This window comes from Bacillus sp. FSL K6-1284 (assembly GCF_038002625.1).
GTDB lineage: Bacteria > Bacillota > Bacilli > Bacillales > Bacillaceae > Bacillus > Bacillus paralicheniformis.
Genome location: NZ_JBBOCW010000001.1, coordinates 3,672,922 through 3,697,932, shown reverse-complemented (window position 1 = coordinate 3,697,932; position 25,011 = coordinate 3,672,922). Strand labels below are relative to the sequence as shown.

23 protein-coding genes and 1 pseudogene are annotated in these 25,011 nt (G+C 48.6%); 20 read left to right on the top strand and 4 right to left on the bottom strand.

Going from position 1 to position 25,011, the window contains the following annotated elements; translation table 11 throughout:
- Positions 1 to 18 precede the first annotated feature (18 nt).
- Positions 19 to 969 (top strand): phosphoglycerate dehydrogenase, encoded by a 951-nt coding sequence (locus MHB72_RS18970; protein WP_216919464.1) that lies wholly within the window; start codon positions 19 to 21, stop codon positions 967 to 969.
- Between the two features lie 69 nt (positions 970 to 1,038).
- Complete coding sequence (locus MHB72_RS18965) at positions 1,039 to 2,322, top strand: MFS transporter (protein ID WP_216919466.1); 1,284 nt, start codon at positions 1,039 to 1,041, stop codon at positions 2,320 to 2,322.
- Between the two features lie 36 nt (positions 2,323 to 2,358).
- On the opposite strand, the gene MHB72_RS18960 is transcribed toward MHB72_RS18965, so the two are convergent.
- On the bottom strand, positions 2,359 to 2,883 hold the full coding sequence (locus tag MHB72_RS18960) for an NAD(P)H-dependent oxidoreductase (RefSeq protein WP_026580139.1): 525 nt from the start codon (positions 2,881 to 2,883) through the stop codon (positions 2,359 to 2,361).
- Between the two features lie 412 nt (positions 2,884 to 3,295).
- Entirely contained in the window at positions 3,296 to 3,754 is a 459-nt protein-coding gene (slrR, locus tag MHB72_RS18955) for an HTH-type transcriptional regulator SlrR (RefSeq protein ID WP_023856335.1), read from the bottom strand.
- Between the two features lie 236 nt (positions 3,755 to 3,990).
- Here slrR and MHB72_RS18950 point away from each other — a divergent pair, with 236 nt between their 5' ends.
- The 15 genes from MHB72_RS18950 (at position 3,991) to MHB72_RS18880 (ending at position 19,905) form a co-directional block, all read left to right on the top strand.
- Positions 3,991 to 4,743 (top strand): YveK family protein, encoded by a 753-nt coding sequence (locus MHB72_RS18950; RefSeq protein WP_025810730.1) that lies wholly within the window; start codon positions 3,991 to 3,993, stop codon positions 4,741 to 4,743.
- On the top strand, positions 4,733 to 5,425 hold the full coding sequence (locus MHB72_RS18945; protein WP_020453031.1) for a CpsD/CapB family tyrosine-protein kinase: 693 nt from the start codon (positions 4,733 to 4,735) through the stop codon (positions 5,423 to 5,425). Before MHB72_RS18950 ends, MHB72_RS18945 begins: the two co-directional genes overlap by 11 nt.
- A gap of 259 nt (positions 5,426 to 5,684) precedes the next feature.
- Complete coding sequence (locus MHB72_RS18940; protein ID WP_020453030.1) at positions 5,685 to 7,502, top strand: polysaccharide biosynthesis protein; 1,818 nt, start codon at positions 5,685 to 5,687, stop codon at positions 7,500 to 7,502.
- Between the two features lie 10 nt (positions 7,503 to 7,512).
- Entirely contained in the window at positions 7,513 to 8,661 is a 1,149-nt protein-coding gene (locus tag MHB72_RS18935; RefSeq protein WP_025810732.1) for a glycosyltransferase family 4 protein, read from the top strand.
- Positions 8,658 to 9,500: a glycosyltransferase family 2 protein gene (locus MHB72_RS18930; RefSeq protein ID WP_023856332.1), complete on the top strand. Its 843-nt coding sequence runs from the start codon at positions 8,658 to 8,660 to the stop codon at positions 9,498 to 9,500. The genes MHB72_RS18935 and MHB72_RS18930 overlap by 4 nt, the downstream gene beginning before the upstream one ends.
- Positions 9,493 to 10,653: a glycosyltransferase family 1 protein gene (locus tag MHB72_RS18925; protein WP_026580135.1), complete on the top strand. Its 1,161-nt coding sequence runs from the start codon at positions 9,493 to 9,495 to the stop codon at positions 10,651 to 10,653. Before MHB72_RS18930 ends, MHB72_RS18925 begins: the two co-directional genes overlap by 8 nt.
- 4 nt (positions 10,654 to 10,657) lie before the next feature.
- Positions 10,658 to 11,761, top strand: a complete 1,104-nt coding sequence (locus MHB72_RS18920; RefSeq protein WP_216919468.1) for an EpsG family protein — start codon at positions 10,658 to 10,660, stop codon at positions 11,759 to 11,761.
- A gap of 44 nt (positions 11,762 to 11,805) precedes the next feature.
- Entirely contained in the window at positions 11,806 to 12,837 is a 1,032-nt protein-coding gene (locus MHB72_RS18915; protein ID WP_020453025.1) for a glycosyltransferase family 2 protein, read from the top strand.
- 11 nt (positions 12,838 to 12,848) lie between these two features.
- Positions 12,849 to 13,928 carry a polysaccharide pyruvyl transferase family protein gene (locus tag MHB72_RS18910; protein ID WP_020453024.1) on the top strand — a complete coding sequence of 360 codons (1,080 nt, stop codon included), beginning with the start codon at positions 12,849 to 12,851 and terminating at the stop codon, positions 13,926 to 13,928.
- Positions 13,925 to 14,944 (top strand): glycosyltransferase, encoded by a 1,020-nt coding sequence (locus MHB72_RS18905; protein WP_020453023.1) that lies wholly within the window; start codon positions 13,925 to 13,927, stop codon positions 14,942 to 14,944. Before MHB72_RS18910 ends, MHB72_RS18905 begins: the two co-directional genes overlap by 4 nt.
- Positions 14,941 to 16,497: an MATE family efflux transporter gene (locus tag MHB72_RS18900; protein ID WP_254121903.1), complete on the top strand. Its 1,557-nt coding sequence runs from the start codon at positions 14,941 to 14,943 to the stop codon at positions 16,495 to 16,497. The genes MHB72_RS18905 and MHB72_RS18900 overlap by 4 nt, the downstream gene beginning before the upstream one ends.
- Before the next feature lie 20 nt (positions 16,498 to 16,517).
- A complete protein-coding gene (locus tag MHB72_RS18895) occupies positions 16,518 to 17,120 on the top strand; it encodes a sugar transferase (RefSeq protein WP_025810736.1) in 603 nt (200 codons plus the stop codon).
- Positions 17,120 to 17,785: an acetyltransferase gene (locus MHB72_RS18890; RefSeq protein ID WP_039073028.1), complete on the top strand. Its 666-nt coding sequence runs from the start codon at positions 17,120 to 17,122 to the stop codon at positions 17,783 to 17,785. Before MHB72_RS18895 ends, MHB72_RS18890 begins: the two co-directional genes overlap by 1 nt.
- A complete protein-coding gene (locus tag MHB72_RS18885) occupies positions 17,772 to 18,917 on the top strand; it encodes a DegT/DnrJ/EryC1/StrS family aminotransferase (protein ID WP_216919472.1) in 1,146 nt (381 codons plus the stop codon). Before MHB72_RS18890 ends, MHB72_RS18885 begins: the two co-directional genes overlap by 14 nt.
- A 10-nt stretch (positions 18,918 to 18,927) precedes the next feature.
- Complete coding sequence (locus MHB72_RS18880; RefSeq protein WP_216919474.1) at positions 18,928 to 19,905, top strand: polysaccharide pyruvyl transferase family protein; 978 nt, start codon at positions 18,928 to 18,930, stop codon at positions 19,903 to 19,905.
- A gap of 15 nt (positions 19,906 to 19,920) precedes the next feature.
- On the opposite strand, the gene yvfG is transcribed toward MHB72_RS18880, so the two are convergent.
- On the bottom strand, positions 19,921 to 20,136 hold the full coding sequence (gene yvfG, locus MHB72_RS18875; protein ID WP_003185491.1) for a protein YvfG: 216 nt from the start codon (positions 20,134 to 20,136) through the stop codon (positions 19,921 to 19,923).
- 73 nt (positions 20,137 to 20,209) lie between these two features.
- Between yvfG and rpoN the strand changes: the two genes are divergently transcribed.
- Positions 20,210 to 21,520: an RNA polymerase factor sigma-54 gene (rpoN, locus tag MHB72_RS18870; RefSeq protein WP_026580131.1), complete on the top strand. Its 1,311-nt coding sequence runs from the start codon at positions 20,210 to 20,212 to the stop codon at positions 21,518 to 21,520.
- A gap of 33 nt (positions 21,521 to 21,553) precedes the next feature.
- Here rpoN and MHB72_RS18865 read toward each other — a convergent pair.
- A pseudogene (locus MHB72_RS18865) lies at positions 21,554 to 23,198 on the bottom strand (L-lactate permease).
- A 201-nt stretch (positions 23,199 to 23,399) separates the two neighbouring features.
- On the opposite strand from MHB72_RS18865, the gene MHB72_RS18860 reads away from it, so the two are divergent.
- Both MHB72_RS18860 and MHB72_RS18855 read left to right on the top strand, forming a co-directional pair.
- Positions 23,400 to 24,140 carry a FadR/GntR family transcriptional regulator gene (locus MHB72_RS18860; RefSeq protein WP_254121905.1) on the top strand — a complete coding sequence of 247 codons (741 nt, stop codon included), beginning with the start codon at positions 23,400 to 23,402 and terminating at the stop codon, positions 24,138 to 24,140.
- A 130-nt stretch (positions 24,141 to 24,270) separates the two neighbouring features.
- A complete protein-coding gene (locus tag MHB72_RS18855) occupies positions 24,271 to 24,987 on the top strand; it encodes a (Fe-S)-binding protein (protein ID WP_020453014.1) in 717 nt (238 codons plus the stop codon).
- The last annotated feature ends 24 nt before the right edge of the window (positions 24,988 to 25,011 follow it).

Below are 25,011 nucleotides of genomic sequence, written 5' to 3'. Positions count from 1 at the left end.
AGAAGGTTGGTGCATCTTATGAAAGTCGTATGTACATCACCGTCATTTGCGAAATACTCAGACAATCCCGTCTTGTTTTTGAAGAAAAAAGGCATATCGCTGGAACGCCTTCCTGCAGATATAACCGAGGAGCAGTTCATAGAAGCAGCAGGCGGAGCGGATGCCGCGATCGTGGCGTTTAACCAGATTACGCCGTATGTCCTGGATCGTCTCCCTTCTTTAAAAATTGTCTGCAAACATGGCGTCGGTGTCGACAATATTGATCTGCACGCTGCGAAAGAGCGCAATGTCTGGGTGACGAATGCTCCCAACGCCAACAAGCATGCAGTCGCCGATTTTGTATTCGGCCTCATGCTATCGGCTGCAAGACAGATTCCTGCAGCCGACAGGGAGACTAAGCTGGGAAAATGGCCGAGGATTTTTGGATCTGACGTTTACGGCAAAACACTCGGCATCGTCGGACTTGGCATGATCGGAAAAGAAGTCGCCAAACGGGCGCAAGGCTTCAATATGACTGTTTTAGCCTATGATGTGTTTCCCGATCGTGCATTCGCAGCCGATCATCACATCCAATTTACGGAGCTTGATCACCTCTTGAAAGAAAGCGACTTTATCACCCTTCATATGCCGCTCACAGCCGAAACGGAAAACATGATCGGTGAAAAAGAATTAGCCGCTATGAAAGAAACATCTTATCTGATCAATGCTTCAAGGGGAGGCATCGTGTCTGAGTGTGCGTTATATGATGCCTTGGCGAACGGGAGCATCGCAGGGGCTGCGCTTGACGTGTATCAAACCGAACCGCTGAAGCAGCACCCTCTCTTTGAGCTGGACCGTTTTATCGCCATGCCGCATATCGCGGGGTACACCCGAGATGCCGTACAGAACCTTGGGATGATATGCGTCAAAAACATCGCTAGTGTACTGATCGACAAACAAAAACCGGAGTTTGTCGTCAACGGGTTGTGAATGTGTTTTCATTCATGCCCTGCATCATGATTTGAAAGCGTTTTCTACAAATGGGATGAGGTGGATAACATGTTGAATCACCCGATTCAAAAAAAGTCAAATGTACGCTGGGTTGTCGCGTTTATGATGTGGGCTGCGATTGCCATCAATTATATTGACCGGACAGTGCTCTCGGCTGCCGCTCCTTATATTACCGAGGAATTCAACTTGACAGCCGGCCAAATGGGAATCATCATGTCCGGTTTCTTCTGGTCGTACGCTTTGCTGCAGCTGCCTTCAGGCTGGGCGGCCGACAAGTATGGCCAGAAAAAAACGCTCGGTTTTGCGGTCGTCTGGTGGTCTGTTGCTACGGCGCTGACGGGTCTTGCGACAGGCTTCAAATCCCTGCTCGGGCTGCGGGTCGCACTGGGAGTCGGAGAGGCTGCTGCATATCCGAGCAATGCGGGGATCGCCGCCAAATGGTTTCCGAAAAAAGAAAGGGCGACAGTAGCCGGAATTTTTGACAGCGGGTCAAAGTTTGGCGGAGCTGTTGCCATGCCTTTGATCGCCTGGATGATAGCGGTCTTTGACTGGAAACTGACGTTTCTTTTGATCGGACTTGTCGGTGTCGTGTGGGGAATTGTCTGGATGATTTTCTTTAAGGAGAATCCCGCAGATCATAAGCGCGTCAATGAGGCGGAACTGGCTCATATTTGGGAAGGGCAGGCTCACATGGAAGAAACGGGCGGCGGCCAGCCGCTGAAGTGGTATCAGCTATTCAAATATCGAAACATATGGGCGATGTGCATCGGATTTTTCATGATCAATTATAATTCTTACTTCTTTATCACATGGCTGCCGACATACCTTGTCAAAGAAAGGGGCATGGATTTAATCGAGATGGGGATTATGGCGTCTCTGCCGCTTTTGACTGCAATGGTCGTTGAAGTCGGAGCCGGGTGGATGTCCGACCGGATATATGCAAAGGGAAAACTGTCGCTGACAGCCGTCCGGAAACTGTTTTTAATTATCGGGCTTGCCATGGCTTCGTGCATCGGTTTTGCCGCTTTTGCAGATTCTGCTATCCTGGCTGTCATCCTTCTTTGTGTAGCGAAATCGGGAACGACTGTCGCCGCGTCCCAAGTCTGGGCGCTTCCGGGGGATGTGGCTCCGAAAAATATGACGTCGATGGTTGCCGGTATTCAAAATACAGTCTCTAATATGGGCGGAGTGGTCGGGCCCATCATTACCGGCTTCATCGTTGGCGCAACGGGTTCTTTCGTGCCAGCGCTCCTTTTTTCAGCTGCCTTGATCGTCATTGCCATTTTAAATTATTTATTCCTATTGGGAAAAGTGAAACAGATTCAAGTATAAGGAACAAGCCCGGCTCATAAGCCGGGCTTTTCTCATTTAAAATGACTTCAGCACATGCTCCCTGTATTGTGTCGCACCTTCAGCAAGCTCGCTTTTTCCGGCCGTGCCTGCTTGATAGAAGACGTACGGCGGAAGGTATGTAGTACCGATGAAGTTGCTTGTCGCCTGAAAAGGGCGTAACAGTTCGCTGATCGTATAGTGATTTGACCCGCCGGCCTGATAGGCTTCTTCGGGAGCGCCCGCCGATACAGCGACCATGAATTCTTTGCCGTGAAGCGCTGTGCCGTTTGTTCCGTATGCCCAGCCGTAGAGAAAAACGTGGTCCAGCCATTTTTTTAAAAGTGGCGGCGAGCTGTACCAATAAAGCGGAAACTGGAAGACGATCCGATCGTGTTCTTCACAAAGTTTTTGTTCTTTTTCCACATCAATGGCCTCGTCAGGATATTCCTGATAAAGGTCGCGGAATGTAATGCCGGGTACATCTTTCAATGTGTCTGCAAATGCTCTGTTCACAACTGACTGCTCCATATTCGGATGAAATGCGAGTACCAATACTTTCATGATTCCATCTCCTTCTTCCATTTTATTCATCTTAACGAACAGCCAGCTTGGATTCAACAAAAACGCTTCATCCCTATTCAAGGAATCGGGCCGTGACAAAGGTCTTGATATAAGCCGCAAGACACAGAATTTGCATGCCTTGGAGGAAGATGCGAAAGGTCAAAATCCGAGTTTCTTCATTTATATATAAACATAAGTAAAAAGTCTCTTAAAGACTGCCATGAAAAAATAAGGCAAACAGGTGAAAACGGAGCTATAGACATGGATCTTCATGATCGGGCGATATCTATTAATGCGATTATTCCGAATTTTAGGCAAGTTGAAATGGAAATGTGGATTTATATCCGGATGAATGGTTCAAGTCAAAAGCTCCCGTTATCTTCTAAAAAATTAAATATGAATGCAGGATGAATTAATGGTTTTTTGTTCTCATCAAAAACGCTTCTACTTCTTTGACGGTTAATCCCATTTCTTTGGCCTCCAACATAAGGGCTCTCCATTCGTCGATATTGGCTTGGGTCAGCTCCCTGTTTCGATAAAGCGTCCGTTCTTTCTTTTTTTGTTTGAGACGGTGTGTGAATTGAAACAGTTCTTCCTGGTTCATCCCCGCCTGCACGGCCTGTACAAGGTGGGTTCTCCACTCGTCTTCATGCTCGGTCCGGCGATAAAGGATCACTTCGGTATCAAACAATTCCTTTAATTCCACTTTCAGCGCACGGGAGATTTTTTTTAGGAATTCGACTGACGGATTTCTGTGAACGCCGCGTTCGATTTTACTTAAATATGATTTTGATACGCCTGCTATATCAGCAAGCTGGTTAATGGAGTAGCCTTTTCTTTTTCTGTACATTCGGATGACTCTTCCGATCATACTGATTCCTCCTCTTCCCCTTGCCATTCATATAAAAACGCTTTCCTGTTCATTATAAGAAATAATTTGTTCTTTATAAAATTCAAAAATTTAAGATATCGACAGAAAATAAAAGAAAACGAACGGATTTGTTCTCTAAAAAGAACTATATAGCTAAATTCAGCATTTTTCAATTCAAATTTTTTCTTTTATAATCCAATCATTAACAAACGGCATTCCTGAGGAGGCAGTCAAGCATGAAAGAAAATATTGATTTTAGAGAACTGATTGCAATCTTGCGAAAAAGAACGGTTCTTATTCTCGTTTTGACAATAGGTGTAACATTGACGACCGGAATCATTCAGTTCTATGTGCTGACACCTGTCTATCAGGCATCGACGCAGATTTTGGTGCATCAAGTAGGAGAGAAAAAAGGGAGCGCCACGTACAGCGATATTCAAATCAACCTGCAATACACGCGGACATTCCAAGCGCTTCTGAAGAACCCGGTGATTTTGGAGCAAGTCAAGAGAGAGCTTGATTTACCTTACTCTGCCGGCCGGTTGGGTGAAAAAATCGCAACGAGCAGTGAAAGCGAATCAGAGATTATTAACATTACAGTTCAAGACGAAAATCAGAAACGGGCAGCCGATATAGCGAACACGCTAACAGCGGTGCTTAAAAAAGAGATTAAGCAAATCATGAACACCGATCGGATAACCGTCCTTTCAAAAGCCGACATCGTCGATTCGCCGACTCCTGTCAGACCGAATTACAAAATGAATATTTTGCTGGCATTCGGCGCCGCAATAATGACCGGAATCGCTTTGGCGTTCTTTTTGGATTTTATCGATGATACGGTTGCAAGGCCGTCTCAAGTCGAAAAGGAAGCGGGATTTATTTATTTGGGAAGTATTGAGCAAATGAAGCATACAAAAAGTCTGTTTCGCGGAGACCCCGATATGAATATCCGTGTGAAAGCAGGAAGGAGTGAGCCGCTTGGCTATTAGAAAAAAACGCTCTCGCAAATATCAATCGGCGCTTGTCGCATTGCATCAGCCTAATGCGCCGATCGTCGAACAATATCGGACGATCAGGACCAACATTGAGTTCTCATCCTTTGAGAAGCCGTTTAAATCATTGCTCATCACATCGGGCCTCCCGGGAGAGGGCAAATCATTCTCGGCTTCAAACTTGGCGGTCGTATTTTCGCAACAGGAAAAAAAGGTCCTTCTGATCGACGCGGATTTAAGAAAGCCGACGATTCACAAAATTTTTGAGCTCGATAATCATTCTGGCGTCACAAATGTATTGATGAAAAAAACGACGCTGGAAAATGTCGTGCAGCAAAGCCCGGCGGAAAATCTCCATGTGCTGACAAGCGGTCCGATTCCTCCGAATCCGTCCGAGTTGTTGTCGTCGCAGGCGATGGAGGATCTGCTTGCTGAAGCGTACAACCAGTACGATTTAGTCATCCTTGATTCACCGCCGCTATTGCCGGTCGCAGACGCGCAAATATTGGCGAACCAAGTGGATGGAAGCATCCTTGTCATCCTCAGCGGAAAAACAAAGCTTGATAACGCGATCAAGTCGCGGGACGCGCTGAATTCTTCAAAAAGCGAACTGCTCGGCGCCGTGTTGAACGGGCGGAAAGTGAAGAAGGCGCGTCAGTATAATTACGCAACCATGTAATCTTTTGAAGCGGCTGCGCCGCTTTAGGTGATGTCTCCTTGCCTTTACCGATGGAGGCACTCGGCTCTACCGTGGGCAGACTACCCGTCTGCCTTAGACGCAAGTCGTCGATGGCGGAGCGTGAGGACGGGTTAAATGCCCATTTTTATTTAATTGACGTGCTCGGTTTAAATTTGAAAATCGCCCGTATCTTTTTAGCTCATGGGATTTTGCCCTAAAAGATCCTATCAGCTAGAAAGATACATTAGGAGGTAGGAAATTGACATATCGGAGAAGGCTTTCCATTATTACCGCACTCGATTCGTACTTGGTTTTGCTGTCCATCTTTATCGGATATCAGCTGATTTCGCCATCATATGATTTATACCCTTCGGAAATGCTGCTGATGACTTCACTGATACTGCTTGGCGCTCAGCATTTATTCGCCCATTGCTTCCACCTTTACAAAAAAGTGTGGGAGTACGCAAGCATCGGTGAATTATATGTGCTGCTTAAATCGATTACCTTGTCCCATCTTGTGACGGCGGTCCTCGAACTGTTTTTCTTTCAAAACGTTCCGGTTCGCCTTTTATGTTTAAGCTGGCTGTTCCAGCTGATCTTGATCGGCGGGTCGCGGATGATGTGGCGCATCATCAGGGAACAGGTGAACAAAGAAAGCAAAGGATCTTTAAAAGCGCTGATTATCGGAGCCGGCTCTGCCGGCAGTTTGATCGCAAAACAGCTTGTGCAAAAGCCGGAATTGAACATTAAGCCTGTCGCATTTATCGATGATGACAAAACGAAATACCGGCTTGAAATCATGGGTTTGCCCGTTTTAGGCGGAAAAGAGCAGATCATGCAGGCGGTCCGGCAGTGGAATATTGACCGGATCATCATCGCCATTCCATCTTTAAGCGTCACTCAGATGCAGGACATGTACAAGGCGTGTGCGCAAACGGGGATCAAAACGCAAATCATGCCGAAAATAGACGAAATTTTGCTCGGCAGACATCCTGTCGGCCAGCTTCGCGATGTCAAAGCGGAAGATTTGCTCGGAAGGGAGCCTGTCCAGCTTGATACAAGCGAAATCTCCAATACGGTCAAGGACCGCGTCGTTCTCGTGACGGGAGCCGGAGGTTCAATCGGCTCGGAAATCTGCCGGCAAATCAGCAAATTTAAACCGAAATCGATTGTTTTAGTCGGGCACGGAGAAAACAGCATTCATTCGATTCTGCTGGAACTGGAGGAGAAGTTTGGAAAGCATGTCGCTTATTATCCGGAAATCGCCGACATACAGGACAGAGAGAAAATGTTTTTGCTGATGGAACGCTACAAACCGAATGTCATTTATCATGCAGCTGCACACAAGCATGTGCCGCTGATGGAAAAATGCCCGAAAGAAGCTGTCAAAAACAATATCCTCGGTACGAAAAACGTCGCTGAAGCCGCCGACGAAACCGGAGTGGAAACTTTTGTCCTGATCTCGTCAGACAAAGCGGTCAACCCTGCCAATATCATGGGGGCGACGAAGCGGTTCGCAGAAATGCTGATCATGAATCTCGGCAAAACGAGCAAAACCAAATTTGTCGCCGTCCGCTTCGGAAATGTTCTCGGCAGCAGGGGAAGCGTCATTCCGATTTTTAAAAAACAAATCGCTAAAGGCGGTCCGGTCACTGTCACACACCAGGACATGACGAGGTACTTCATGACGATTCCGGAAGCTTCAAGGCTGGTTATTCAAGCGGGGGCGCTTGCCAAAGGAAGACAGATTTTCGTGCTCGATATGGGCGAACCGGTCAAAATCGTCGATCTCGCCAAAAATCTCATCCAGCTTTCCGGCTATACGACAGACCAGATCAAAATTGAATTTACAGGCATCCGCCCGGGAGAAAAAATGTACGAAGAGCTGCTGAATCAAAATGAAGTGCTGGCAGAGCAGGTTTTTCCGAAGATTCATATCGGCAAGGCGGTCGACGTCGAGCTAACGGTGCTGAAGACATTCATGGAGGAATTTATGTATTTGTCAGACCGCGAGCTGAGAGAACGCTTGTTCCAAGCGATCGGCCAGCATGAGAAAAAGCTGGTGACAGCGCACTAGGGGGAAGAACATGACAAGAACGGTTTTGTTTTGCGCTACTGTGGATTACCATTTCAAGGCCTTCCACCTCCCATATTTAAAATGGTTTAAAGAGCAGGGGTGGAACGTTCATATCGCCGCAAAAGGAGATATGGCACTGCCTTATACAGACAAAAAATTTGATATCGACATCAGGCGTTCTCCTCTGAATGCAAGCAATATCGCAGCCTATCGGGAGCTGGCGCGCATCATTGACGAAAACCGGTACAGCATCATTCATTGCCATACGCCGATGGGAGGCGTGCTGGCAAGGCTTGCGGCCCGGAAACAGAGAAAAGAGGGAACGAAAGTGATCTATACCGCTCACGGTTTTCACTTTTGCCAAGGTGCACCTTTAAAGAATTGGCTGCTATACTATCCGATTGAAAAAGGGCTGTCCGCTTTGACCGATTGCCTAATCACGATCAATGAAGAAGATTTCGTCCTTGCAAAAGGCTTGCGCAAGGCGTTGCGAACAGAAAAAATTCATGGCATCGGCGTCGATACCGAGCGCTTTCATCCTGTCAGCGAAACAGAGAAAATGCTGCTCAGGAAAACATACGGTTTCAAAGAAGACGACTTTATTCTCATATATCCCGCGGAACTGAACGCGAATAAAAACCAGGCGCTGCTCATCGAAACGGCGGCTGCTTTAAAAGATAGAGCCCCAAACTTAAAGCTCGTGTTTGCAGGAAAAGGGCAGATGGAAGAAAAATACCGAAGTCTCGCTGAACAAAAAGGCGTTTCTTCGACCGTCACGTTTGCAGGTTTTCAAAAAAACATCCACGAATGGATTCAGCTTGCCGATGTGTCTGTCGCTTCAAGCATCAGGGAAGGGCTCGGCATGAACCTCCTGGAAGGAATGGCGGCAGGAAAGCCCGCCGTTGCAGCGGACAACCGCGGACACCGGGAAGTTATTCAAGAGGGCGTGAACGGATTTTTGATTCCGCAGGGAGACGCCGGAACGTTCAGCGACCGAATTTTGCAGCTGTACCGTCTGCCTTCTTTGCGAAAAAAGATGGGGGACGCGGGGAGACGAACGGCCGCCGCTTTTTCCCAGCAGCGCACCGTCAAAGAAATGGCGGGCATTTACTCTTCCTTTATGGATCATGAAACAGTTGAAAGGAGGCTGAAAGGATGACAGGGGGTCAAAAGCCGAAAGTTTCTGTCATTATGGGAGTCTACAATTGTGAGGACACGATCGCAGAGAGCATCGAGTCGATTTTAAATCAAACCTATAAAAATTGGGAACTGATTATATGCGACGATGCATCAACAGATGGGACATATGCTGTTGCAAGGCGGTATGCCGATCATTACGCAGATAGGATCAAGCTGATTAAAAACGAGAAGAATCAGCGGCTGGCTGCTTCGCTAAACCACTGTCTCCGGTACGCCGGCGGGAAATATATCGCGCGCCAGGACGGAGATGACATCTCTTTGCCAAGGCGTTTTGAAAAACAGGTCGCATTTCTTGAATCACAATCTCATTATCATGTCGTCGGCAGCGGAATGATGGCCTTCGACGAAAACGGGATCAGAGGCGTCAGAATGCTTCCTCCCTCTCCCGGGCCGAGAATCATGGCGAAAGGAACGCCGTTTTGCCATGCGACGATCATGATGAGAGCGGAAGTGTACGAGGCGCTGGACGGCTATCGGGTCGGCCGGAGAACAAGAAGGATGGAAGATATCGATTTGTGGCTCCGTTTTTTTGAAGCGGGCTACACGGGCTATAACCTTCAGGAAGCTTTATACAAAGTAAGGGAAGACGAATCGGCGTTTAAAAGGAGAAAGTTCAGCTACTCGATTGACAATGCGTTTATCGTCTTTGCCGCCTGCAGACGGCTGAAGCTGCCGCTCTCAGACTACATTTATATGATGAAACCCATCATCAGGGGGCTCATGCCTCCTTTTATCATGAACAAATACCATAAAAGAAGATTGATGAATGAAGGCGGAGGGGTCGTAAAACATGAGTGACGGAAGCGTGAGACCAGAACGGGTGCTTCACATCGTAAGCGGAATGAACCGCGGCGGAGCGGAGACGATGATTATGAATATATACCGCCATACAGACAGGCGGCATATTCAATTTGATTTTATTTCCCACCGGGAAGAAACGTGCGATTATGATCCGGAGATCATCACGCGCGGCGGCCGGGTGTTTTATGTACCAAGCATCGGGCGGTCGGGGCCTCTCGCCTACATCAAAAACATCAGGAGGATTTTGGTTGAGAAAGGGCCGTATGCCGCCGTGCACGCCCATACGGATTTTCAGACGGGGTTTGCCGCATTGGCGGCCAAGCTCGCCGGCGTTCCGGTGAGGGTCTGTCATTCCCACAACACGGCCTGGAAGCCTAACCCCCGGTTTTGGGATACATGGCAGCTCCTCGCATTCCGCCGTTTGATTTTCTCCAGTGCTACGGCTCTGTGCGCTTGCGGCAAAGATGCCGGGCGTTTTTTATTCGGCGGAAAAAAGATGGGCGAAAACGCGGTCCATCTTTTGCAAAACGGGATTGAACTTGACCGCTTCAAAGAAGCGAACGGCGTTTCAAAGACGGATGCAAAAAAGAGCTTCGGCATCAAGGAAGACGCATTGGTTATCGGACATGTCGGCCGTTTTTTTGAACAGAAAAACCACGCGTTTCTGCTCGGGCTTGCCGCTCATTTCAAGAAATCGGGCACGCCTTTTCAAGCGGTGTTCGCAGGTGATGGTCCGCTGCGCAGACAGATGGAAGAAAAAGCCGCCGCTCTCGGTGTAAAAGACGACATTCTGTTTCTCGGCGTCGTCGAAGATATCCCGGCTCTCATGCAGACGTTTGATGTATTTGCCATGCCGTCTTTGTTTGAAGGGCTCCCTCTCGTACTCGTCGAAGCGCAGGCATCAGGGCTTCCTTGTATTGTATCAGACCATATTACAGAGGAAACCGATTTGGGACTCGGCCTGCTGACCCGTCTCAGCTTAAATGCCGGCTTTGAACGGTGGGCTGAGGATATCAGCCGTGCCGCTCAGGCGAAAAAGCCTGCATGGCCGGAGATTGAGAGAAGCCTGGCAGAGAGAGGCTATGATGCAAAAGCAAATTTGGCGAGACTGATGGACATCTATTCAATCTCCGCGGCAGAAGGACAGTGAGTGTATGGCTGTTTACATGTTGAATATGGGGATTGTTTTCATCTGGTCATGGTTTGCGAAAATGTACGGCAGGGAAGATCACAGGCTGCCGACGGGCTACCGTCCGAATGCGATCCTCACCGTCGTTCCGCTCGCGTCTTTGATTATCGTTGCCGGCTTAAGATACAAGGTCGGAACGGATTACCACACCTATATGCTGCTTTACGAATTAGCCGGAAAATACAACAACATTTGGGAGATCTTCGGTTTCGGAACAGATAAGTCGTCGACAGATCCCGGATTTACCGCACTCTTATGGATATTAAACCAGATTTCAGCCGATCCGGCGCTCATGTTTGCCGTCGTTGCCGCGATTACCTATATCTATATCGTCAAGACGCTATATGTGTATGGAAGGCCGTTTGAGTTGAGCATGTTTCTCTTTATCGGCATGTTTCACTATTACGCTTCGTTTAACGGTATTCGCCAATACATGGCGGCGGCCATTCTGTTTTGGGCGATCCGGTATCTGATCGATGGGAAGCTGGTGCGCTATATGATCGTCGTGCTGATCTGTTCGCTTTTTCATTCTTCGGCTTTGATCATGATTCCTGTCTATTTCATCGTCAGAAGAAAAGCGTGGTCGCCTGTCCTCTGGTGCCTCATGCTCTTATTTTTGGCGGGAACTTTTCTGTATCAAAAATTTTTGTCCGTATTCCTTGTCGTGCTTGAAAACAGTCAATACGGACATTACGAAGAATGGCTGATGAAAAATACGAACGGCATGAACGCCATTAAAATCATCGTTCTTCTTCTCCCGCTCGTACTTGCATTCTGCTTCAGGGAGCAGCTCAGAAAACGCTGGCCCGAAGTCGATTATATCGTCAACCTTTGTCTGATCGGTTTCCTGTTCGGAATTTTGGCGACAAAGGATGTCATTTTTGCGAGGTTCAACATTTATTTCGGGCTCTATCAGCTGATTCTCGTTCCTTATTTTGTACGGATTTTCGAACCGAAATCGAACGCGCTTCTGTATGTTTTGATTTTGATCTGTTACTTCTTATACAGCTTTATGCTCATGCCGTTCGACTCGTCGGTATTGCCTTACAGAACGATTTTTGAACGTTGAATAGCGGAATATCTTGTGAAAATTTCGACAAAGGAGTCATCACATTGGAAAATCCAGCAGTTAGTCTACTGGTCGCTGTTTATAATACAGAAGCTTTTTTGCCGAATTGTTTGCAATCGCTGATCAGCCAGACCTTAAAAAATATCGAAATCATTATCGTTAATGACGGTTCAACAGACGGAAGCCAGAAGATCATTGATCATTACGCCCGAAAGGACGGACGCATCAAAACGATTCGGCAGGAGAATCAGGGCCTCGGCGCTGTCCGCAATAAAGGGATCGAAGCGGCGTCAGGCGAGTTCTTGGCATTCATCGACTCCGACGACTGGATTGAGCCGGACTATTGCCAATCTATGTATGAAAAAGCAAAGGATGAGGATGCCGACCTTGTCATCTGTGATTATGCCGTCGAAATTCAGGATACCGGAAAAACGGTCTGCCCGGACATCGGGAAAAACTATGAAGGAAAGCCGAAAGAGGCATTCATAAAAGCTTTATTAAAGGGTCAAGTAAGCGGCTTTTCCTGGAACAAGCTCTACAGGCGGAGCCTAATTGAGCAGCATAAGCTCGTTTTCCCGCTGCGCGACGAGCTGGAAAACATCGAAGATCAATACTTCAGCTTCAGATGCCTTCTATATGCGAATACGGCGGCGTTCGTGACTAAGCCGCTTTATCATTACAGGGTCCACCTGTCGTCCATCGTCCAAAAGTATCAGGCGGGGCTGTTTGAAGACGGGCTCGCTCTTTATGAAGCGAACCTTGACTGCCTGACAAAGCACGGAGAGCTTCCGGCTTTAAAGGAGGCGCTGCACGTCTTTATCGTCAACCACGGCTGCATCAGTATTTTAAATGAATGCAAGAGCCGAAACCAAAATCCTTCAATAGAAAAATATAAAAATATCCGCAGCATATGCGCCTGTCCGGAATTCAGGGGGAAAATTCCCGCGGTGGACATGTCGGCATTCGATTCGAAGAAGAAGCTTCTCCTTATGCTGATTCGCTTGCGGTTTATGCCGGCAGTGTATGGATTTGCGGCCATTTACCAGAAAATGATCGAGCACAGAATGAAGAAATAGGCGGTGAGGAAATGACCTTTCAGGAACTGAAGATCAATCTTGCAGAATGGCTTTTGCTCAAGGTGAAATATCCTTCTGAATATGTGATGGGAACGCCGGGTTTGAAGCGTTTTGATCAATACAAAGGCAAGAAAAAAATCATTCTGACTTTAATTCCGTCCCATGATAATTTGGGAGATCACGCGATTGCCCTGGCAAGCCGGACATTCATAGAAAACGAGTTTCCCGATTTTGAATTAATTGAAATCGGCATCAACGATATTTACAAACATGCAAAAGCCCTCATGCGCATCCGCCACCCCGAGGATATGGTGTTCATCATCGGCGGAGGAAACATGGGGGATTTGTACCGCAATGAGGAATGGACGAGGCGCTTTATTATCAAAACATTCAAGCATTATAAAATTGTCCAGCTCCCAGCCACCGCGCACTTTTCCGAGACGCCCCGCGGCAAAAAGGAGCTGAAAAGAGCGAAAAAAGTCTACAACTCCCATCGTCGGCTGTTTATGATGGCGCGCGATGATACAACCTATCAATTTATGAAACAGCATTTTTCAAAGCAAACGATTGTGAAGCAGCCTGATATGGTGCTTTATTTAAAGAAAGAACAGCAGTCTGAAAGAGACGGTGTGCTGGTTTGTTTAAGAGAGGATAAAGAAAGCTTTCTCAGACCGGAAGAGCGTGAAAAACTGATGAAGGCTGTCGGCGACGAATACGGCGGCGTGCAAACTTTTACAACGACGATCGGCAGGAGGGTCAGCCGCATGTCCCGCGAGAAGGAGCTGAATCGGCTTTGGGATCAGCTGAGAGGTGCGGAGGTCGTTGTGACAGACAGGCTGCACGGCATGATTTTTTGTGCGATTACAGGGACGCCGTGCGTTGTGATCCGCTCTTTTGATCATAAGGTGCTTGAAGGCTTTCGCTGGCTGAAAAGCGTTCCTTCGATGAAGCTTGTGGAAAATCCCGATGCGGCAGAGGTTCTCGGCGCAATTGAAGAGCTGATTAAGACCGGTGATTCGTATCGTGAGACTCCGTCAAGGGAGCATTATTTCACAGATTTAAGACAGAAAATTATGGGTGATGTCCAATGAAGCCATTCGTCAGTATCATTGTTCCGATGTACAATGTCGAAGATTATATAGAAGAATGCGTCGATTCGCTGCGCAGGCAGACGCTGAAAAATATTGAAATCATCCTTGTCGATGACGGCTCTCCCGACAGATCCGGGGAGATAGCGAGAAAGTACTGCAGCCTGGATGCCAGAGTGAAAGTGATTCATAAAAAAAACGGCGGGCTGAGCTCGGCGAGAAATGCCGGTCTTCAAGCCGCGACAGGAGATTATGTGGGATTTGTCGACGGTGATGATTTTGTATTGTCTGCCATGTTTGAAAACATGTACGCCGCTGCCAAAAAAGACGACCTTGATATCGTCATGTGCGGGTATCATAAACATTCCGATGCGGAAGACACCTATTTCCCGCCGCCGCTGCCGACCGATCGTCTCTTGTTGAGCTGGGATATTAAACGCGAGCTCAAAAAGGCGCACGAAACCCGCTTCATCTGGTATGTGTGGCGGAATTTGTACAGGCGCGATCTGCTGAAGAAAAACCAGTTGTACTTTTTTGAAGACATTCGTTTTGCAGAGGATTCGCCGTTCAATTTGTACGCCTTTTATGCAGCGAAACGGGTAAGAGCGATCGATGACGGCTACTACATGTACAGGTGCAATCCGGATAGCCTGACGGAGGTGCCGTTTAAACCGTACATGGACGAAAGCCTGAAAAGGCAGTACCGGGCGAAAAGGAGATTCTATGAGACGTTTCAGCTTTTGGATGAATGTGCGGACGATCTGGAAACGTACACATGCAAACATCAAATTCCGATGCTTTTAGCCAATGCCTGTGCGGAACCGAAGCCTTCAAAGCAGGTGAGGCGGCACATTAAAGACATTTTGTCTTACCGGATGGTGCAGTCGTGCGTCAAATCAACGTCTCTCCGCAACCGCAATCTTTTAATCGGCCAACGGCTCGTTTTATTGCTATGCAAGCTGAATATTCCGATCCTGCTCGAATTGTTTTTTAAACGAAATCTGCCCAGTAAGGGATGAGCCTTTTGAATAAGACATTTATTTTGAATCTCGGCGCCAATGTGGCGTCTTTTTTATTATCGGTGCTGTTTTCGATGTGGCTGACGCCTTATGTCATCAAGAACCTCGGTGTTGAGGCGTTTGGGTTTGTCCATCTCACGCAGAATATGATCAATTACTTTTCGATTATTACGGTTGCCTTGAGCGCGGTCGTTGTCCGGTTTTTTTCTGTTTCCGCCCACAGGGGGGCGCTTGATGAAGCGAGGGGCTATATGAATACCTACATCGTTTCATCACTGGTGCTTTCGGTCATCTTGTTTTTTCCGCTTGGCGGCACGGTGTTTTTTATCGATCAGATCATTCGCGTTCCCGCCGGTCTTTTGGGGGATGTGCAGATCGCGCTTTTGATCGGGAGCCTGCTGTTTTTATTGACCTTTGTGATGTCGGGATTTGCCGCCGGTCCGTTTTTTGCCAATAAAATCTATATTACAAGCACGATCCAGGCCGTCCAAATGCTGATTCGCGTCTTGAGCGTATTGTTGATTTTCGCGTGGTTTGCACCGAAGATCTGGCACATTCAGCTCGCCGCTCTTATCGCAACCGCTTCGGCGTGCATCCTGTCGGTCTTTTTCTTTAAGAAATTGATCCCATGGTTTACGTTTCGTGTGAGGGATATGTCGTTTGCAAAGTGCAAAAAACTGCTTCAGGCGGGAGGATGGAGCTCCGTCAGCCAAGTCGGCGTCCTGCTGTTTCTGCAAATCGATTTAATGGTGGCGAATGTGATGCTGGGGGTTTCCGAATCCGGCATGTACGCCGCGATCATTCAGTTTCCGCTGTTATTGCGGACGCTTTCGGGAACGCTTGCGGCCGTATTTTCACCTACGATTACACTCTATTATTCAAAAGGCGACAAAGAAGGGCTCGTCCGCTATGCCAACCAGGCCGTCAGAATTAACGGCATTCTGCTCGCTTTGCCGGCTGCGCTTCTGGGCGGGCTTGCCGGCCCGTTTCTGTCGCTGTGGCTTGGCCCTTCATTCGAACATTTGAAATGGCTTTTACTGATACATGCGGGTTATTTGGTTGTTTCATTAAGCCCGGCGCCGCTTTTTTATATTTTTACCGCCTATAACAAGCTGAGAACACCGGCGCTGACCACGGTTGCCTTCGGCGTTGTCAATTTGCTGCTTGCCATCGTGCTGAGCGGACCGGCGGGACTCGGCCTTTACGGAATTGCGCTGGCCGGTGCGGCAGCTTTAATGCTGAAAAATGTCGTCTTCACTCCGATTTATGCGTCAAAGATTACGGGTGAAAGAAAAAGGGTTTTTTATAAAGGTATATACAGGCCGGTTGCCGGTGCTTCATTTACCTTGGCTGTCTGTTACGCTCTTCAATACTTATTTGCAATCGACAGCCTGCTGTCCCTGTTTGTCACGGCGCTTGCTGCGACGGGGACATACGGCCTGTTTGCCTATTTCGTCATGTTGACGAAAGCGGAACGGCATATTGTCACAACAAGGCTCCAAGCATTTCGATGCTCTTTATCCTTCCCGTTTCAAAAGGGATTTTTTAAATAAAAGAAAGGGGTGCGTTTTTCGTGCTTGCGAAACGGTTTTTCGATCTTGCATTGTCGGTTATTTTGCTGATCGCGCTCAGTCCGGCCATGATCCTGACAGCTTGCCTCATCAGATGGAAAATCGGCTCGCCTGTTTTATTTCGCCAAACCCGTCCGGGGCTGAATGGCGAGCCTTTTACATTATATAAATTCAGAACAATGACTGATGAAAGAGATGAAGCAGGCAATCTGCTAAGCGATGAAAAACGGCTGACAAAGACGGGGCGGCTGATCAGAAAAACGAGCCTTGACGAATTGCCGCAGCTGATCAACGTCATCAAAGGAGATCTCAGCCTCGTCGGGCCGCGGCCGCTTTTGATGGAGTATATTCCCCTCTATACGAAGCGGCAATGGAGACGGCATGAAGTCAAGCCGGGCATCACGGGCTGGGCGCAGATCAACGGGAGAAATAAAGTGACATGGGAGGAAAAGTTTGAACTTGATGTCTGGTATGTGGATCATCGTTCTTTTTTGCTTGATCTCAAAATCCTTTTGTTGACTGTCGTAAAAGTCTTGAAGTCGGAAGGCGTCAGCCAGGACCGCCATGTGACAGCAGAAAAATTTACGGGGAGAAGGAATGCCTGATGCAAAATGTGGTGATCATCGGAGCCGGCGGCCATGGGAAAGTCGTTCTGGATCTTGTAAAAGCACGGCCTGATACGGCGCTTGCCGGTATTCTCGATGACCGGTATGCGGAGCTTCATGTCGAGAACGGTCTGTATCGCGGGCCTTCAAGCGCAGCAGAAGAACTTGCGCGATTGCATCCGGACGTGAAGTTCGTCTTAGCTGTCGGTCAAAACGGCATCAGAAAGGAGCTGTATGAACGTCTCGGCCTTCCGCTTGACCGGTATGCGGTTTTGATTCATCCGTCCGCCGTGATCAGCGGTTCGGCCCGGATTCAAAACGGCGCCGTTGTCATGGCGTCGAGCGTTATCCAAGCGGATGCCCACATCGGCATCCACACGATTGTCAACACAGGTGTGATCGTCGAACATGACAACCGGATCGGCGATTACGTTCATCTTTCGCCGGGAACGGTGTTAACCGGCGGTGTGACAGTTATGGAAGGCGCTCATCTCGGAGCGGGAACGGCGGTCATTCCCGGAAAGACAATCGGCCGCTGGAGCGTAACGGGAGCGGGATCATCCGTCATTCACGACATTCCTGATGATTGTACCGCTGTCGGAGTCCCTGCAAGAAAAATTAAATATCACAGCAGTAAAAAGGGTGAAAAACATGAGTCAGAATAAGCGAATTTATTTATCCCCGCCGCACATGAGCGGAGACGAAGAGCGCTATGTAGCTGAAGCGTTTCGGACAAACTGGATCGCGCCGCTTGGTCCCCTTGTCGATACATTCGAAGAAAAGCTTGCCGCCTATGCGGGGACGTCCGGTGCCGCGGCAGTCAGCTCAGGAACAGCCGCAATCCACCTGGCGTTGAAATTGCTCGGCGTCGGCAAAGGCGATACGGTCTTCTGTTCTTCCTTTACGTTTGTAGCGAGCGCCAATCCGATTATATATGAGCAGGCTGAGCCGGTTTTCATCGATTCTGAACGGGATACATGGAACATGTCGCCCGAGGCGCTTGAACGGGCGCTCGACGAAGCGGAGCGGGCCAGAAATCTTCCGAAAGCCGTCATCGTCGTCAACTTGTATGGCCAAAGCGCGAAAATAGACGAGATTATCGCGCTTTGCGATCGATTTGCCGTCCCTGTTATTGAAGATGCGGCCGAATCGCTCGGTTCTGTTTATAAGGGCAGAAAAAGTGGAACCTTCGGACGCTTCGGCATTTATTCGTTCAACGGCAACAAAATCATCACCACATCAGGCGGAGGAATGCTTGTCAGCGATGATGAAGACGCTTTGAAGAAGGCGCGCTTTTTAGCCACTCAGGCGCGCGAGCCCTCCATTCATTATCAGCACGAAAAAGCGGGCTACAATTACCGGATGAGCAATGTCCTGGCCGGAATCGGCATCGCTCAGCTCGCCGTCCTGGATGACAGGGTACACGCCAGACGGGCGATCTTCGAGCGCTATCAGGAGGCGCTCGCCGGTATCGAAGGTATAGAATTCATGCCTGAAGCCGGCATGTCAAACCGCTGGCTCACGACATTAACGTTTGATACAGCAAAGATTCAAACAACACCGGCGGACATCATTGAACAGCTCGCAAATGAAAACATTGAAGCCCGGCCGTTATGGAAGCCGTTGCACAGACAGCCCCTTTTTAAAGGAGCGGCCTTTTATCCGCACGATGACCAAGGCTCTGTCTGCTGCGACTTATTTCAGCGCGGGCTCTGCCTGCCGTCAGGATCAAGTATGACGCGAAAAGAGCAGGACCGGGTGATTCAAATCGTGGCCGACCGGATTAAATATAAATGAGGTGCTAAACATGGCGATTACATATTCCATGGACAGCTTAAAGCATAAGCTGGCAGAAATTTTGGATGTCATCCCAAGACATTCATCAGTCGTTTACTTGGACTACCCGCTCTATGGAAACGTCGGGGACTTATTGATCATGAAAGGAACGGAAGCTTTTTTTGAAGCATACGGCATCAAGGTGCGCGAAAGATGGAATGCAGAGAATTTTATTCCGGGCCGCCGCATTCCAAAGGACGCCATCATCGTTTGTCAGGGGGGCGGCAATTTCGGCGATTTGTACCCTCACTTTCAGCAGTTCAGGGAACGGGTTGTCGAACATTACCCGGACCACCGGATCGTCATTCTGCCGCAGTCGATTTATTATGAACATGAAGAAAATGCAAAAAAAACGCGCGGCATTTTGGCGGCTCACCCGGATCTGCACTTATTCACGCGGGAAAAGGCATCCTTCGAATTTGCTCTCAAGCATTTCGAAGGGGTGAAAAACATCAGAATGATGCCCGATATGGCTCACCAGCTCTGGCCGATCGCGGCACATGCCGAAAAGCCTTCTGAGTCCGTTCTGCGGTTGATCAGAACCGACAAAGAAGCAAACAGCAGCCTGCAAAAAGCAGAGGAGCCGGATACGTACGATTGGAACGTTATCTTGTCAGAAGGCGACAAACGCGGAATCAAACGCTTGCAGACGATCAATGTCCTCAACAAAAAAGCCGGCAATCCGCTGCCGATCGCTTCTTATTGGAAACGCTATTCGGACAGCCTCGTCGACAAATCAATCCGTTTTTTCAACCGCTATGAATCCATCGTTACTTCAAGGCTGCACGGCCACATCTTATCGTGTCTGCTCGGAAAAGAAAATGTCGTGATTGACAACTCCTACGGAAAAAACGCAAATTACTACAACACATGGATGAAGGATATCCCGAGTACAAAACTGATTCAAAACAATCCGGAAGAAGCAGAAAAACCGCCTGTTCACGTATGACAGGCGGTTTTTTTGCTATGCTTCTTCGCGCTTTACTTTGTTGTAGGCTTCATCCAAATGCTGAATCCGTTTTAAGACGACCGCGTTTTTTGTCAGCTGGTCTTGGACAAGCGTTGACACGACTGAACGGTAGTAGCTGTTCATTGCGTGAATTTTATCCTCATTTGGATGCATTTCAATATGGGTTTTAAAATTTTCTATGAAATAGGGCACAGAGAAAAGTTCTGTCAATGGTAACACTCCTTTTTTAAGTCTATACGGTACGGAACCGATCGTGTAAACTAATAGTGGGAGGGGAGATATGATGAACTTGCATGTACAGCAGCAGCAAACGGCAAAACTTCACTTGACGCAAGGGCTTGCCCAAGCCATTCATATGCTTCAGTATTCGTCGGCCGAGCTGAACAGCCGGATTGACGAACTCTCATTGGAAAACCCCCTGATCGAACGAAAAGACCCCGATATTCCCCGATCATTTTACCATAAAACGAATCGTCATTTGCAAAATGAAGGAATGAGCCGCTCTGAGACGGCGCATTCCCGTGAAGATATCAAAAGCGTCTTGAAACAGCAGGCGCTCGATCTCCGGCTGTCAAACCGGGAAAAGCGGATTTTCAGCTACCTGGTCGAATCCCTTGATCGAAACGGATATGTGACAGAAGACATCGCCTTTATCGCTTCCGAGCTGGCTGTCACCAGAGAAGAAGTGGAAGAAGTCTTGGGCAAGCTGCAGACTCTTGATCCGGCAGGTATCGGAGCGCGGTCGCTTCAGGAATGCATCCTGATCCAATTAAAGCGTCTGCCAAAGGAGACGGCAAAAGCGGAAAAAGTTATTTCCCTATACTTTGACCTGTTTGCCAAAAAAGGATGGAAAGAGCTGTCTGAGAGAGCGGGCCTTTCGCTCTCAGAGCTTCAGGACATACAAGATCTTGTTGCAGAGCTGTCGCCGCGTCCCGGATTGATGTATGGCACGGATGAAGGCGGAGTCTATATCGAGCCTGATGTCATCATTTCAGCCGAGGATGGAAAATTGGTGCTTGAGCTCAGCAGCCGTTCTTTTCCCGATATCCAGCTTAACGCGTTTTACGAGCCGTTTTTGCAGCGCCAGTCAAAAGACGAGGCGACCGTTTATATCTCTGATAAGTTCAAGCAGTGGAAATGGCTCGACAATGCCCTCAGGCAAAGACGGGAAACGATGCGGAGGGTGATGGCGGAAATTATGGTGCGTCAAAAAGATTATTTTTTAAAAGGGAAAGACGAACTGAAGCCGCTCACATTAAAAGAAGTCGCCGATGCCCTCGGGGTTCACGAATCAACAGTAAGCCGTGCAGTCAAAGGGAAAATCGTGCAGACGCCTTTTGAGCTGTGCGAGCTTAAACGGTTTTTTTCGGCGAAGGTAAAGGACGCCGCTGACGGACATACGTCAAGTCACACAGTCAAAGCGCATCTTCGTCGGCTGATCGATGAAGAAAATAAAATGAAACCGCTTTCAGACCAGAAGCTGGCCGACCTTTTAAACGAAAAGCACGGCATCGTCATATCGAGGCGGACCGTCGCCAAATACCGCGATCAGCTTAATATACTGCCTTCGTCTGTCAGAAAGAGATATCAATAAAGAAGCCGTCCGGCACGAACGCCGGCGGCTTTTTTACGGGATCATCCACGCAAACAGGTGATGCTGCAGGAACGTGATCATGCAAACCAGGAACAGAAGAAACAGGCTGTGTTTCAGTGTAAAGCGCAGCAATCGACTGCGGAGAGATCATCTTTCCGGTGACGCCGCCCGAAGAGTTGGCCGCCACAGACAGCACCGGCTCCATTCCGACCGACTGTGCCGTCACTTTTTGCAGACTGCCGAACAGCAAATTGGCCGACGTATCTGAACCGGTTATAAAGACGCCGAGCCAGCCGAGAACGGGAGAAAAGAATGCGAACATTGAACCCGTCATCGCAAGGGACATGCCAAGTGTTGTGCTCATGCCCGAAGAGTTGGTGACATAGGCAAAACCGACAACGGAAGCGATCGTTAATATCGGCTTGCCGAGTTCTTTCAGCGATTCTGTAAACACGGCGCCCCATTCTTTCCAAGGCATGCCTGTGACAAACTTTGTCAGTACGGCGGCAATCAGGATCGCCGTTCCCGCCGATCCGGCGAGATCAAGTTTATAAAGAGCTTCAAGCGGTTTTCCGGAGCCATCGAGAATTTGATTGTGCAAAAAAGGCACACCGGGCGCGAACGTCAGCCTGCCGCCGATATCACTAATGAACAGCAGCAATGGATTTGACCCTTCGTAATGGCCTGTCAGCGCCTGTTTGACAGCTGGAATTCCCCAGATGGAGACCATTGCCGTGAGCAGCAAAAACGGTGTCCACGCCTTGAAAATCTGCCCAGCCGAGTATGAGGCCTTTTGATGTTCAAGCTGCTGCGCCTCCGCGGCAGCGGCCATTTCCTTTTCATGGGAAAATCTGAATATCGTTTTCGGTTTCCAAAATTTTAAGAATACAGCGAGCGCGATAAGCGATACGATGGCTGACAAAATATCCGGGAGCTCAGGCCCCAGAAAGTTTGAGCTTACATACTGCGTAACGGCAAAAGAGACACCCGACACGAGAATCGCCGGCAGCACTTCCCAAGCCCTTTTCAAGCCGCTCATGATGATAATCAAATAAAACGGAATAAATACAGATAAAAACGGGAGCTGGCGTCCGACCATTTTTGAAATGTCCATCGCAGGAATCCCCGTCGGCCCTTCAACCGCGATAATCGGAATGCCGATCGCTCCGAAAGCGACAGGCGCCGTGTTAGCGATCAGGCATATGCCCGCCGCGTACAACGGATTGAAGCCGAGGCCGACAAGCAATGCGGCCGAGATCGCGACAGGGGCACCGAAGCCTGCCGCCCCTTCTAAAAACGCCCCGAATGAAAACGCTATCAAAAGTGCTTGCAAACGGCGGTCATCTGTGATCGATAATACCGAGCTCCTGATGATTTCAAATTGGCCGGTTTTGACTGTAAGCTTGTACAAAAAAACGGAAGTCACAATGATCCAGCCGATCGGAAGCAGCCCGTAAACCGCCCCTTGTGAAGCCGACATCACAGCCTGATGAGCGGGCATGCCGTATACGAAAACGGCCAGCGCGAGCGCAATCAGCAAAGTCGTCACACCCGCTGTATGCCCTTTCATTCTTTTGATTGCCAGAGCCCAGAAAAAATACAAAATCGGTATAAGCGCTGCAAGCGAAGAGAGCAGCAAACTGTTCCCCAGCGGAGTATAATCTTGCGTCCATCCCATCTCCAATTCCCCCTTTGTTCAAAGCCTCACTCAGTCATCTGATGACATGATGATAAGACTGATCATTTAGCATTATATTTCTCAATGTCATAAATTACAATCTTTTTTTGCATGGAGCCGAAGTCTATATGTTCCGGACGGAAAGAACGGTATAATAAAAAATAGCGCATCATGCCCAGTCTGGTTACGAGGTGAAAAAAGTTGAAATACAAACAAATCAAGACGAAAAAAATATACGAAGAAGTCGCAGAAGCGCTTCTTGAATCGATTAAAAGCGGAGAGCTTGAGCCAGGTGATAAGCTTGACTCCGTTCAGGCGCTCGCCGAAAGCTTTCAGGTCAGCCGTTCGGCCGTCAGGGAAGCGCTGTCTGCGTTAAAAGCGATGGGGATGGTCGAAATGAAGCAGGGGGAAGGAACGTATGTGAAAAGGTTTGAGCCTGAGCAAATTTCCATCCCCCTTTCGGCTGCGCTTTTGATGAAAAAGAAAGACGTCGCTGAACTGCTCGAAGTCCGTAAGATTCTTGAAATCGGAGCTGTTTCAAGTGCGGCTCAAAAACGCACAGAAGAAGATCTCGGGCGCATGCAGGCCGCACTTGAGGATATGAAGCAGGCGGATGGGAACGGCGAACTTGGCGAAAAAGCCGACCTCGCGTTTCATCTTGCGCTTGCCGGCGCCTCGCAAAACGATCTGCTGAAAGGCTTGATGAATCATGTGTCATCACTCTTAATTGAGACGATGAGGGAGACGCGCAAAATTTGGCTGTTCTCGAAGAACACAACCGTTAAGCGCCTTTATGAGGAACACGAAGCCATCTATCAGGCTGTGATGGAAAAAGACGGCCAACAAGCAGAGCAGGCGATGCACAATCATCTGACGAATGTGGAAAATGTGCTGGCCTCATATTTTGAAGAAACGAAACAGGCCGACGAGCCGGCCATATAAGCAGCGGCCCGAGTGAAAACGAAAAAGAAACCCCTTTCAAAAAATTTTACCAAGGTGTAAGATGGAGAAAGAGGGTTTTCTAACCAAGTCATCAGATGACCTGATTTATCGGGTTGGAGAGGGGATCAAGATGAAAGTATCACTGTTTATCACGTGTTTGGTTGACATGTTTCAGTCAAATGTCGGAAAAGCGACGGTTGAACTGCTTGAGCGGCTCGGATGTGAAGTGGATTTTCCCGAAGGGCAGATCTGCTGTGGCCAGCCTGCGTACAACAGCGGCTATGTCAAAGATTCCAAAAAAGCGATGAGACGGATGATTGAGACATTTGAATCAGCCGAATACGTCGTCAGCCCTTCAGGATCGTGCGCTTTTATGTTCAAAGAGTATCCGCACCTTTTCCGGGATGAGCCGGCCTGGGCGGAAAAAGCGCAGCGGCTGGCTGACAAAACGTATGAGCTGACCGATTTTATCGTCAACGTTTTGAAGGTTGAAGACGTTGGGGCGACACTTGAGAAAAAGGCGACTTATCATACGTCATGCCATATGACAAGGCTTTTGGGCGTCACAGACGCGCCGATGAAGCTGCTTCGGCATGTGAAGGGACTGGAGTTCACGCCGCTGCCGCGCAAACACGACTGCTGCGGATTCGGGGGGACTTTTTCGGTGAAGATGTCGCAAATATCCGAACAGATGGTCGATGAGAAAGTGGCGTGTGTCGAAGAAACCGCCGCAGATGTGTTAATCGGGGCGGACTGCGGCTGCTTGATGAATATCGGCGGACGGATCGGGAGAAAGAACAAGCCGATTGAAGTCATGCACATCGCAGAAGTGCTGAACAGCAGATAAACAGACATCCGGTCATTTCACAGA